Origin of the sequence: Solobacterium moorei (assembly GCF_036323475.1) — a bacterium.
In the GTDB taxonomy this organism is placed as follows: domain Bacteria; phylum Bacillota_I; class Bacilli_A; order Erysipelotrichales; family Erysipelotrichaceae; genus Bulleidia; species Bulleidia moorei.
The window spans coordinates 472762-485119 of record NZ_AP028934.1 but is presented as its reverse complement, the minus strand read 5'-3'; the positions used below and the strand labels follow the sequence as shown (position 1 = coordinate 485119).

Sequence of the window (12358 nt, the reverse complement as noted above, 5' to 3'; positions counted from 1 at the left end):
GTGACATTTACTTGCACTTGCAACGTCCACCAAAAATCGAAAGACTTGCTAATTTCGAGCCAATCGGACGGTGTAAAATCCCTCTGAATTAGCTATCACAGCGTAGTATCAGATGGGATTTGAAATGCTGAAAAACCTTGTATTTCCAAGCATTTTTAAGCATTAGATGCCACTTCCCGATGTCGTATCGGGTCTACTCCTAAGCAGTAGGTCGTGCGTTCAAATCGCATCGAGGACGCCATAGACAACAAAGAGGCTGTATACCTTAAGTAAATTTTCTAGATTTACTTGAAGCATACAGCCTCTTATCACATTACGGTAAAATCTCGAGCCAGTATCCATCTGGATCTTCAATAAAGTAGATGCCCATTGTCTCATTTTCGAAACAAATGCAACCCATCTCTTTATGCTTTTTGTGTGCAGCTTCAAAATCATCTGCCCAAAATGCGAGATGGAATTCACACTCACCCAAGTCATATGGCTGAGGATGATTTTTTAACCATGTGAGCTCCAACTCAAACTCGCCAACCTCACTCTTTAAATACTCAATGATAAAGTCATCACTTGTCTTTCGTCTTACCTCATTTAAGCCAAGTGCTTCGTTATAGAAGCGGATGGATTTCTCCAAATCGGATACATTTAAATTCTCATGAATCATCTTAAATCTCATATCTCTTCTCCTTTCGCTGTCTCGGTGTTTTTGATACGGGACTGATATTGTGGGTATTCTGTGATAAAGCGATGAATCACATTAGAATCTCCCCAGTAATGGATTGGAAAAACAGCATCACAGTCCACATTTTCTAGAAAATATAGTATTCCGTCAGCGTAGTGTGCTTCCAGTCTTGGGTCAAGAGGAACAAAGGCAAGGTCAAAATGTCTGCCCTTAATTTTTCCAATCTCCGCGTGATAGATTGCGCGAAGCTTTTGGTTATCCTCTTCCGGTTCCCCTTCCCAATACCAATCGTTTAAATCGCCACCATGGTAAATAATCCCTTTATCGGCACTCACAATGAAGGCGACACCACTATCGTTTGAAAGTAAGGTCTCAACTTGAATCTCATCAGCAAACTGGTAGCATTGATCAGGTTCAACAAAGCTATGCTTTATATTCATCAGTCTCTTTTCATCGCTTATGTCATTTGCCAGCACTGCCCGATAGTTCAGCCCTCTTTCATCAAGAAGGTCAAAAATCAACGGATTATAGTGATCCTCGTGACAGTGGCTACAAAAGACAATCACTTCCTTCTTTTTATCGAGAAGCGGTAGTTCACCCCTGTAATAGTCAAAAATACAATAGTGGTCTTTGAATTCCACCAAAACACCGCTATGATTTAAGTATGTTACTTTCATGGTATCACCTCCCAAGAATAACTAGGTACAAATCTACTATATATCCTTTGCCTCCTAAAACAAACTTAGCTATTTTTAATAGCAAATATTCTACCCTACTTTTGAAACTTACCAATCATGAATTTGATATATATTCAGCCCACTATATAGATGAGGACCATTTACATAAATCGCTTTAGGCGTTTTTTATTTTTCTAGTTTCTCAGTAATGTCATTTATGATTACTGCTTCTTTATTACTCACAATCTCAAACCTATAATTCTCACTTTGCTTACCGCCAAAATAGTTTCTTGCATATTCTATGGCAGTATCAATCTGATTTAAACTTTCTAGTTCATATATCACTTCAAAAGCTTCATCAAACCAGTTCATATCAAAAAGAGCCGGATTATCATCTCTAAGTTCTACTTCAAATAAACGAATCTTATCTCTTTCTTCTTGGTCTGCTTCTCCCCAATCTTCTTCAAATAGACGTTTACTACTCTCAATTGAATCAAAGAAATAATTGCTTTCAATACGATTTGGAAACTCAGGAAATTCATTCTGTCTTACATATTCAAAGATTCCTTCACTTGCCCATTTTACAAAATAGGTATCCATATTCTTCATGTTGAACTTTCCTAATACAGCCCGTATGTATTGACCAGATAAACAAAGATTAAAAAAACATTCCTTGTTTTGTTTCAATGCTATAACAAACGGTCTTACAAGTTCTATATTCTTTTTGTAATCGTTGATTAGTCTAGTTTCAACTTGAGCAGTATCACTAGAATGATAAACTTTCATTTCCCTTTTCCTTCATTTATATAGTCTTTTTGATTCACGATTCCTCAAAGATAAATGCTTGTGCAAACTCTTTATAACCGATTGATTTTGCTAGCTCAATCGATGCAACGTTACCTAAAGTACATTCCCATTGAGGAACAATACCTGATTGAATATGGTGATGCGTTGCTAACGCTGTGCATAATTTGGCATAGCCCTTTTTTCTATATTCGGGCAAAGTTATTATTCCCGTATGTTGAATATACCCATCCATATACGGCATATCTAGAGCATCACATGCAGCTACAAGTCCATCATCATTGATATACCCAAAGAAAAACTCTTTATCCACTTTTTCTTCCAAATAGCCTTTGAGCCAATCTATTTCAGAAACTGATGGATACGCTTTTTTGAAAAAAGTCTCAAACAGTGGATAATCGTCTCTTTTCAGCATTCTTGCATCTTTATAATCAAAAACACGTTCTTTTACAAACTCCATTAATTGGTATGCTTTTAAAGGATAAGACTGGTTGATTGTAGTAATCAATTCCCTAGCATCTGTTAGTTTCGTAAGTTCATCAAAATAAGATTGGTATTTAGGTGAATAAGCTACGATACAAGCATCTCCTTTACACAAGATATATATCGAGTATTTACATCCAAATCCTTTTAATATAAGACTTCTTTCATCGGTACAAACAAACTGTATACCATGTTCAAAATTACTTATATCTGCTCCACAGAAGCAAGAATAATAATCATATGTTATTTTTTTGATTTCTCTAGCATCTATTTTCATATAATCTCCCTTCCATAAAAGATTTAAACTCTAGTTTTATATATTTTTGTACTACTTAATTGCTATTTTTTCTCTTAATTCTTCGAACAACAAAATCTTGTTTAAGAACATATTCTTTGGAAATCTGTTCCAATTGCTCTGGATGAAAATCTTTTCTAATCGTAATTGTATTCAAGACGTCATATCCTAATCCACGATAAAAGTATACTGCATCAAAATTACGAGTAGCAAACCCAATATATGACTCATGCCTTTCAATCTTGATATGTAACATGCTTTCCCCATATCTCCACCTACTACACTAGCATAAACTTTTTCCAAAGATCATTACCACTCCTCTCTGTTTCTTTGGCATATATTATTTGATGAGTATTATGTTTATTTTACTATTCAATTTACATATATCATTGCAATTAAAATCACAGTGAAAATATCAGTATATAAAATAATTACCCGCACTTTATCTTCCTCTACTGTAAGAAATTTCGTTCATATCTTATAGTTAAATACTACAGCATTTTTTATTTCACATAAATTCACACAGCATTTTATTAGCACTCTGTATATGAATGTGCTAAAATCTTTTTATCCGAAAGGAGTTTTATATATGAATGATAACAAGAAGAAAAAACCTCTTGTGTACTACTATGCATTTGTCGCAATTGTATTAGTATTACTCAACTTGGTTTTACGACCTGTACTTCAGCAGGCACAAATTGAAGAAGTTCCGTATAGTACATTTATTCAACAAACCACCGATGACAAAATTGATGAGGTGACGATTGAGTCTTCTCAGATTACATATAAGCTCAAAGATGGTGATACAGTATACTCTACTGTAAAAGTAAATGATCCTGATTTGGTTGATCGTCTCGAAAATCATAATGTGAAGTTCTCTGGTACACGTGTACAACAGGGTTCTATATTTATGAACATCTTCTTTGGTTGGATTCTTCCAATCATCATTGCGGTAATGTTAATGCGCTATATCAACCGTACAATGCAAGGTGGCGGTAAAAATTCTCCACTTGGAGGTAGCGGTCTAGGCGGTATGTTCAATCTAGGTAAGTCAAATGCTCGTGTTTACGATAAAGATAAGACAACGATTCGCTTCCATGATGTTGCTGGTGAAGATGAAGCTAAAGAGAATCTACAGGAAATTGTTAACTATCTACATGATCCAAATCAGTTCAAATCCATTGGTGCGACTATGCCAAAGGGTATTCTTCTAGTTGGTCCTCCAGGAACAGGTAAGACCATGCTTGCAAAGGCAGTTGCCGGTGAATCAAACGTACCATTCTTCTCTATCTCTGGTTCAGAGTTTGTAGAGATGTTCGTAGGTATGGGTGCTTCCAAAGTTCGTAGTTTATTCAAAGACGCAAAAGAAAAAGCACCATGTATTGTATTTATCGATGAAATCGATGCAATTGGTGGTAAGCGTAATGTAGGTAACTTTGGTGGTAATGATGAGCGTGAGCAAACATTAAATCAGTTACTCACAGAGATGGATGGCTTTGAAGGTAATAATGGTATTGTCGTTCTTGCAGCCACGAACCGTCCTGAAAATCTAGACCCTGCCCTACTACGTCCAGGAAGATTTGACCGTCGTGTTCCAGTTGAGTTACCTGATCTACAAGGTCGTGAAGATATCTTAAAAGTACACGCAAAGAAAGTTAAGACAGAACCAGGCATTGATTACAATGTAGTTGCACGCATGGCTTCTGGTGCATCTGGTGCAGAACTTGCAAATATCATCAACGAAGCAGCTCTACGCGCTGTACGTGAAAAGAGAAATGCAGTTAGTCAAAAAGACTTAGAAGAAAGTATTGAAGTTGTTATTGCGGGCTATCAAAAGAAGAATGCAATTCTAACAGATAAAGAAAAACTAGTTGTTGCGTATCACGAAGTAGGGCATGCATTAGTTGCGGCATTACAAACACATAGTGCACCTGTACAGAAGATTACAATCATCCCACGTACTAGTGGTGCTTTAGGTTATACAATGCAGATAGAAGAAGGTAACCATCCTCTTTACACAAAGTCTGAATTAGAAAACCGTATCGCCACACTTACAGGTGGTCGTGCAGCAGAAGAAGTTGAATTTGGCCAAGTTACTACAGGTGCTTCCAACGATATCGAACAAGCAACAAAGATTGCTCGTGCAATGATTACCCGTTACGGTATGAGTGATGAATTCGATATGGTCGCAATGGAAACTGTAAATAACAAATACCTCGGTGGTGATGCGTCACTTGCATGTTCAGATGGTACAGCTTCAACAATTGATCAAAAGGTTGTAGCACTCGTCAAACAACAACACGAAAAAGCAAAGCAACTTTTAACTGAGTATAAAGCAGATCTTGATCGAATTGCACAGTTCTTATATCAAAAAGAAACAATTACTGGTGAAGAATTCATGGAGATTCTTGAAAAGAAAGAAGACTTTGAATTACCAGCAGTTCACTAACCTTCACGAGTGTGAAGGTTTTTTTAGATAAAAAAAACCGGCATTCACACCGGTTAAAAGTTTCTCGCTTCGATGTCCATCACCATGTTTACTCTGCGTTCATGACGTCCACCTTCAAATGCAGTATTCACAAATTCATCTACAAGCATCTTTGCTGTTTCGATTCCAATCACTCTTGAACCAAAGGCAATGATATTTGCATCGTTATGTAATCTTGAATATCTAGCACTATATGGTTCAGAGCAGATACATGCACGAATACCTCTTACTTTATTACATGCAATACCGATTCCAACACCAGTTCCGCAGATTGCGATGCCTCGCTCTACTTCACCATTTACAACAGCCATTGATATCTTTTCACCCCAGATAGGATAATCTGTGCTTTCAGATAAATCTGTACCGTAGTTAATAACTTCGTGTCCTTGTGATTCAAGATACGCAACAAGTTCCTTCTTCATCTCTACGGATGCGTGATCATTTGCAATACCAATTCTCATGCGGCTACCTCCTTTTTCAAATCTGAATGATTTTGTCTATACCATAACAAGAACGCTCCTGCTAAGAATACAAAAATTGAAATAAATTGTGATGTGGAGAAGATCCAAATTTGTCCACGGATTAAATCACCACGTAAGAATTCTACTAAGAATCTACCTAATCCATAAAGAACTAAGTACCACGCTGCTGTATCTTCAGGATGCTTACCCTTTAATAAGTTTCTTAATAAGAAAGCAAAGATTAGGAAGTTACCAGCAGAAGAAATTAGCTCTGTTGGAATAACCTTGATACCAGCACCAGGTCCAAGAGACTCTGCCGGAAATTCTACACCATACCAAGCTGTTGTACGAATACCATAACAGCATCCGGCAAAGAAACATCCGATACGTCCGAAGCCTTGTCCAAGTGAAACCGCAGGCATTAGTACATTCGCGTACTTCATAAAGTCCCACTTCTTCCACTTACAATAGATCCACGCCGCAATAATACCAGCGATAATACCACCATAGACCACAAATCCTTCATTACTCAAAATCACAACAGGATTCTTTACAAATGAATCCCATACCGTAAAGATATAGAGTAACTTCGCTCCAATAAACCCAAAGATAATGATAAAGAAAATCATTCCATCAATCTTTTCATATTCTAGTCCTTGTTTTTTTGCCAGACGTTCTGATAACCAGAACGCAAACAATATACCAACTGCAATCATGAATCCATATCCATGTACAGTAACAGGACCAATTTTAAACCAATCATTAAACATTAAAACACTTCCTCCATGTATCTATTTTAAGTGATTGTATCGAAAATGAGAAGTCAGGCTATTCTGACTTCTCTTCTTCCGTATTTGATTTGACAGTTTCTTCTACTGGTTTTTCTTCCACTTCAGCTTCGATTACTTTGCCATTTATTTCAAAGATCTTCAAAAACTTATGAAATTTATCTGCAATAAATAAGATTACAAAAATATCTGAAATACCACAATAAACCAAACTAACACCAATCACGACAAATAAAGTTTTTTGTAATTGTACCCCTGTTAAGAAGAACATAACAACAAAGCCTAAAACAATAGATACTGCAGATAAAACAATATACGTGAAATATTGCGAAGAACCAATACGTTTTGCAACAACTGCATTTTGCAATTTACCAATTCCATCTGCGATAATCAAAAGCCCTAATAGTACCGGTATAATATCCAGCAAAATCTGTTGTTTAAAAATAATGATAAGACCAGCTGTAATTGCCATAATTCCAATTGAAAATTCATTACGGCGTAAACTATCCTTTACGTTAATTACAAAATATGTTGTCAAAGATACGATACCGTATACCACAAGAGCAATTCCTAATACATATGCAATAAGATTGCGGCTACTCTCTGGATAAACAATCAGCAACAATCCAGCAATAATATATCCAATTCCGACTAAAATAGATCTCCATTTAATTTGTTTTAACATATTAACCCCTTTTCCATAGAAATATAGTAACACCAAAACATAAAAGAAATCATATGAAACATATCTTCCTAATAAAAAAAGCTCAATTGAGTATATCTTGGTTGAGCTTTTCATTTATTTTTAGTGTTTTTGTAAACGTGTTTTGAACAAATAGAGTGTCATTGCAAGACCTGCCACAAATAACAACGCAAAGGATGTTATAGATGTAGAATCCGATGTTTTTACAGAACTTACTTGTCGGTGTGACTCTTGTTGTGATTGCGTAGAAGGAATTTGTGCCGACTTCATTTTCACAAAATAATATACCGAGAACTTGTCATGGGAGAATGTAATCTCATTTCCATCCGTACTTTCTACATCAATTTTTTCCAAAGAACCATCATGCTTACGGTGATAAATTTCAACACCTTCCGAAGACATTGTCTTCAAACTCACACGTACCTGCTTCTTTTCATCTACTGTAATTTCATTTCCAGCTTCATCAGCAAAGTAAATATCATATGCTTCGTACTTCTCTACATTATTTAATTCTAAGTTTGCTTCCACAGAATTAATATGAAGAATAGCTGGCTTTTTCTCGGGCTTGCTTGGATTCATCGGTTTCTCTGTTTCAGGCTTTTTATTGCTAGAAATTCTCTCTGTACCAAAGTACGCATCCGCAGAAGGTACTTCATCTGTAATACTCTTCCAATACAAAGGTTGATCATTTTCACTTGAAACTGTTAGAACCTTTCCATCTGTTGCCTTACCAATCGTTGTATCAAATAGCTCAACACCTTTTTCATGTGATTTACCTGGTGTTGAACCCTTTCCATATGCATTGCCTCCATTCAAGATTGCATACTTAACTGTAATCTTTCCGGTACCCACAACAGCGTTACCAGCATGTCCCCATGTTGAAGCACCACCAATAGCAACAAGTTTTCCTTTTCCTGTCACTTCACCATTGGAAAGTTCTAGAGCATTACCACCAATAGATGTCGTTGCAAAACGACCACCGCCATATACACCTAGTGTAGAATTTTCTGTTACATTAACAGTGCCATTTTCAATGCGTAAGGCAGGTTGTCCACCAACCTTCTTACCGTTATATTCACCAGTAGCAGATTCATCTCCACGAATATAAACTTGACCCTTTATCGTAACATTCCCTTTGGCAACAACAACTGGAGTGTCAATTTTCTTAGCTTTATTACCATCTGTTAAGAAGTTTGCATTAGAATAAATTTTAGAATCTTCAAGGGTTGCACCATCCTCTAAAATCAACTGTCCGTTAATCATAGCACCAGTGAGGAACTTCGCATTCCCTAAATGGTCAACTTCATGGTTCATCTTAAAGGTACCACCCTTCTTTACAACGATTTCTCCATAAATAGAAGTATCTTTTAGATTTAACTTTGCGCCATCTTCAACAACGATACGTACACTACTATTCACAATCATATTAACCATTGTAAGATTAGCACCTGATGGAATCACAAGGGTATGCTTGATTTGACCACCTTGCTCAATTGCTTGTCCTAGTTTTCCATATACACCTGTCGTATTTGATCCATACCATGCTTTGATATCTTTTGGCACCGTCACGGTCTGAGATGCATCGTGCGTAAATTCTGTAATCACCCATGGATTCATATCCCATATATATTTTCCATCCTTCATCTTTCGTGCATTTTCCACTTTGAGATGATCTTCTAATTTCTCATTTGTACCATATACTTGGAAATATAAAACATTTGAACTAGCTGTTCTTCCTGCAGCATCTTTCACATTTACCTTAACAGGATATTTTCCAATCTTCTTTGGCGTTCCAGATAGTGTGATTGAACTATCATATACGTTATATACTGCTTTCATACCAGATTCCGGTGAAAGTTCAATCGTAAATTGCTTACGATCTGCATATAAATTCTTCATCTGGCTTAATGGCTTCCAAGCACTTTCTGGCACGACAGCATCTTCGCTTTCTACTTCAGCCGCCTGTACTTGTACGTTACTATTCTTATTTACGCTTGTAGATGTACTTGCACCTGAGATTGCATCGTACTTCTTTTGTCCTTGAATAGCACCTTCAAACGAACCAATGATTCTAACCTTGAGAATCTTTGTAGAGTTAACCTCTTCATCTTTCTGCGCCACAAAACGTGTACCTGCCTTGTTGGATTTTACATATTTAAAATGATATACTTTACCATTCTTTAATGTAACTGATACTAGTGCATCATCCCCTGGCTCATTCATGATAATTGTATGATTATTTTTATCCAAATAGTAACCACCGTTAAATGCTAACCACTTACTCGTTTTTTCTTCTTGTACTGCATGGTTGATTTGAATCTTTGTGATTTGATTGATTACTTCCTTTGGTTCAACACTAATCTTATAATCCCCAAAGGAGCTTACATCTGTCAATTTCACAACCCGTGAATTTTCCTCTGGCTGTTTCTCCGTATCTGGTGTTGGAGTTTCTGCCGGTTTTGTTGAATTCTCATTTTGTAAAACAAGTCTTTCCCCAACTTTATTTGTAGACTTATTGTATTGGTATTGATATACCTTACCGTCCTTCATCGTTAGCGATAGCTTAGCACCATCATTTGGTTCATTCATAATGATTTTATAATTTGTTTTATCCAAGTAGAAACCACCATTAAATGCTTGGTATTTGTTCTCTTTTTCTTGCTGATCAACACCATCAATTTGAAGCTTTGTAATATCATTTACATATTCTTGTGGTTCTATCTGTACCTCAAACTGTCCCAAGAAATATGTATCCTTCAACTTCAAATCAACTTTATTATCTTTTGGTTTCGGAGTTGTTTCAGGTTGAGGCTTTTCCTCTTCTGGAGTATTTTCCTTTGGTGTCTCTTGGTTCTTCTTTGTAAATATCACACTGCTCTTATCATAAATACCAAAGAAGCTCTGAGGATTTTTAATTGTAACTTTTAAATCTCCGGAACTAAAATGAATTGTAACAACATCATTTTCTTTTAACGATGAGATGCCAATATTACCATCCTCTAGTAATGCATATTTTTCCGAAGCTATCAAATCGGATTTCTTATCAACTTTTGTGTATTCCTTATCATTAACAGAAACACCTATGATATCGCTCATATATCCCGCATCATTTAATTTGAGCGTATTTCCCAAAATCGAATACCCACTATCTATAATCGTAGGTTCCTCTGCAGCCTTTCCAACAAAGCTACTTTGAAAAGATATTACGACTATAATAAATGCAATTAAAATCTTACGAATACCGTTTTTTACCATTTTCATTTTACCTGCCTTATTCTAAACAAAACAATTGCTTTAATAAGTTAGCATATACTAACCTTCTCGTCAAGATTCATTTACAATAAGTACATAACATCTGAATCGAAGTTGATATTGTCTTAATGAACCGAAAGGGAAAATGCCCCATTTATAGAAAGGAATTGTTATGATTCATTCCATTAGATTGGATTGAATATGAAAAAGATTATATTAACCCCTATGGAAGAAAACAAATACAACATTATTAAAGAACTGGTTGATCATTCTGGCAATAAACGCCGTGCGGCATTAAAACTAAATTGTTCTATTCGTACTATCAACCGCCTGATTACACGTTATAAGTCTGAAGGCAAATCCTCATTTTCACATGGTAATCGTGGACGATTACCATCAAACACATTCTCACTGGAAACGAAAAACAAAATCATTGAACTCTATCTTAACGAGTATCTTGATGCCAACATCACTCATTTCAGTGAAATCGTCCAGATGGACCTCGGCATCTCCATCAGTGACACCACTATTAGAAACTGGTTATCAGAACACGATGTCTTGTCCCCAAAGGCCCATCGAAAAACCAAGAAACAATTAAAGGAACGTTTGACAAAACGATTAGACCAAACAACATCTACAAAGGCCAGAAACGCAATCAATGAACAAATCGAATCAATTGAAGATGATACGCCTCATTCACGAAGATCTAGATCCAAATATATGGGAGAGATGATTCAAATGGACGCTTCAAGCTACGAATGGATTCCTGGCGAGATATGGCATCTACACCTAGCTGTAGATGATGCGACCGGTACTGCTGTTGGAGCCTACTTTGATATACAAGAGACCCTATGTGGCTATTACAACGTTTTCCATCAGATACTAGTCGACTATGGCATACCCGCTCTATTCTATACGGATAAACGAACCGTATTTGAATACAGAAAGAAAACCAAGGCCTTCGACGACGAGGATACCTTCACACAGTTCTCCTACGCCTGCCATAACCTTGGTGTCGAAATCAAAACAACGAGCATCGCACAAGCCAAAGGACGCATCGAACGTCTCAACCAGACTTTCCAATCACGTTTGCCAGTTGAACTTAGACGTGCTCGTATTACTTGTATGGCGGACGCGAATAAGTTCCTAAAATCCTACCTAAAGGAATTCAATGCAAGGTTCGCCCTACACTTGAATAGTACCAATTCTGTATTTGAAGTACAACCAGATATAGAAACAATCAATCAAACATTGGCAATCATTTCATCGAGAATAGTCGATCAAGGCAACTGTATCAAGTTCAAAAACAAGTATTGGATGGCCTATGACAAGGAACACAATAGAATTCCACTAAGACCTAAGATGGAGGTATTGGTTATTGAATCATTTGATCAAAAGATCTTTGTCAATGCGATGGATACACTATACATCTTAGAAGAAGTACAAGTGTTTGAAGAAAATTCGGGTGAGTTCGATAATATCATTGAAACTCCTGAGAAAAAGAAAGTATATATTCCGCCGATATCTCACCCTTGGAGGAAGTATTCATATCAATTATTTACAAAAAAGCAGAACTATTATAGCTCCGCTAATGTTCGTTAATTTTTAAGACATTTTCATTTTTGGTTGACAGATTCATTTACAATAAGTACATAACATAAAGAAAACCTAATATTTATCTTTATTTTATTGCATAAAATCAAATGTATGAACTCCTGTTTTAAATACACC

11 protein-coding genes are annotated in these 12358 nt (G+C 36.3%); 2 read left to right on the top strand and 9 right to left on the bottom strand.

Annotated features, from left to right (window positions below; all coding sequences use genetic code 11):
- Window positions 1-313 precede the first annotated feature (313 nt).
- The 5 genes from RGT18_RS02245 to RGT18_RS02225 form a co-directional block, all read right to left on the bottom strand.
- Entirely contained in the window at window positions 314-670 is a 357-nt protein-coding gene (locus tag RGT18_RS02245) for a VOC family protein (protein ID WP_028077341.1), read from the bottom strand.
- Window positions 667-1353 (bottom strand): MBL fold metallo-hydrolase, encoded by a 687-nt coding sequence (locus RGT18_RS02240; RefSeq protein WP_028077340.1) that lies wholly within the window; start codon window positions 1351-1353, stop codon window positions 667-669. The genes RGT18_RS02245 and RGT18_RS02240 overlap by 4 nt, the downstream gene beginning before the upstream one ends.
- 186 nt (window positions 1354-1539) lie before the next feature.
- Window positions 1540-2139: a hypothetical protein gene (locus RGT18_RS02235; protein WP_028077339.1), complete on the bottom strand. Its 600-nt coding sequence runs from the start codon at window positions 2137-2139 to the stop codon at window positions 1540-1542.
- Between the two features lie 34 nt (window positions 2140-2173).
- Window positions 2174-2917, bottom strand: a complete 744-nt coding sequence (locus RGT18_RS02230; RefSeq protein WP_028077338.1) for a GNAT family N-acetyltransferase — start codon at window positions 2915-2917, stop codon at window positions 2174-2176.
- 55 nt (window positions 2918-2972) lie between these two features.
- Window positions 2973-3191: a hypothetical protein gene (locus RGT18_RS02225; protein ID WP_028077337.1), complete on the bottom strand. Its 219-nt coding sequence runs from the start codon at window positions 3189-3191 to the stop codon at window positions 2973-2975.
- Window positions 3192-3524: 333 nt separating this feature from the next.
- Between RGT18_RS02225 and ftsH the strand changes: the two genes are divergently transcribed.
- Window positions 3525-5384: an ATP-dependent zinc metalloprotease FtsH gene (gene ftsH / locus RGT18_RS02220; RefSeq protein WP_028077336.1), complete on the top strand. Its 1860-nt coding sequence runs from the start codon at window positions 3525-3527 to the stop codon at window positions 5382-5384.
- Between the two features lie 53 nt (window positions 5385-5437).
- Here the strand turns inward: ftsH and rpiB are convergent, their stop codons facing one another.
- From rpiB to RGT18_RS02200, 4 genes are all read right to left on the bottom strand, one after another.
- Entirely contained in the window at window positions 5438-5884 is a 447-nt protein-coding gene (rpiB, locus tag RGT18_RS02215; RefSeq protein ID WP_028077335.1) for a ribose 5-phosphate isomerase B, read from the bottom strand.
- Window positions 5881-6654: a prolipoprotein diacylglyceryl transferase gene (locus tag RGT18_RS02210; protein ID WP_006526158.1), complete on the bottom strand. Its 774-nt coding sequence runs from the start codon at window positions 6652-6654 to the stop codon at window positions 5881-5883. Before RGT18_RS02210 ends, rpiB begins: the two co-directional genes overlap by 4 nt.
- A 58-nt stretch (window positions 6655-6712) precedes the next feature.
- Window positions 6713-7357 carry an HdeD family acid-resistance protein gene (locus RGT18_RS02205; RefSeq protein WP_028077334.1) on the bottom strand — a complete coding sequence of 215 codons (645 nt, stop codon included), beginning with the start codon at window positions 7355-7357 and terminating at the stop codon, window positions 6713-6715.
- A gap of 120 nt (window positions 7358-7477) precedes the next feature.
- Entirely contained in the window at window positions 7478-10636 is a 3159-nt protein-coding gene (locus RGT18_RS02200) for a hypothetical protein (RefSeq protein WP_051240875.1), read from the bottom strand.
- Between the two features lie 192 nt (window positions 10637-10828).
- Between RGT18_RS02200 and RGT18_RS02195 the strand changes: the two genes are divergently transcribed.
- Entirely contained in the window at window positions 10829-12229 is a 1401-nt protein-coding gene (locus tag RGT18_RS02195) for an ISNCY family transposase (protein WP_338174834.1), read from the top strand.
- Window positions 12230-12358: the final 129 nt, after the last annotated feature.

Coding starts and splice junctions, on each gene's coding strand:
- RGT18_RS02245 (WP_028077341.1), bottom strand. CDS start 670: ATGAGATTTAAGATGATTCATGAGAATTTAAATGTATCCGATTTGGAG.
- RGT18_RS02240 (WP_028077340.1), bottom strand. CDS start 1,353: ATGAAAGTAACATACTTAAATCATAGCGGTGTTTTGGTGGAATTCAAA.
- RGT18_RS02235 (WP_028077339.1), bottom strand. CDS start 2,139: ATGAAAGTTTATCATTCTAGTGATACTGCTCAAGTTGAAACTAGACTA.
- RGT18_RS02230 (WP_028077338.1), bottom strand. CDS start 2,917: ATGAAAATAGATGCTAGAGAAATCAAAAAAATAACATATGATTATTAT.
- RGT18_RS02225 (WP_028077337.1), bottom strand. CDS start 3,191: ATGTTACATATCAAGATTGAAAGGCATGAGTCATATATTGGGTTTGCT.
- ftsH (WP_028077336.1), top strand. CDS start 3,525: ATGAATGATAACAAGAAGAAAAAACCTCTTGTGTACTACTATGCATTT.
- rpiB (WP_028077335.1), bottom strand. CDS start 5,884: ATGAGAATTGGTATTGCAAATGATCACGCATCCGTAGAGATGAAGAAG.
- RGT18_RS02210 (WP_006526158.1), bottom strand. CDS start 6,654: ATGTTTAATGATTGGTTTAAAATTGGTCCTGTTACTGTACATGGATAT.
- RGT18_RS02205 (WP_028077334.1), bottom strand. CDS start 7,357: ATGTTAAAACAAATTAAATGGAGATCTATTTTAGTCGGAATTGGATAT.
- RGT18_RS02200 (WP_051240875.1), bottom strand. CDS start 10,636: ATGAAAATGGTAAAAAACGGTATTCGTAAGATTTTAATTGCATTTATT.
- RGT18_RS02195 (WP_338174834.1), top strand. CDS start 10,829: ATGAAAAAGATTATATTAACCCCTATGGAAGAAAACAAATACAACATT.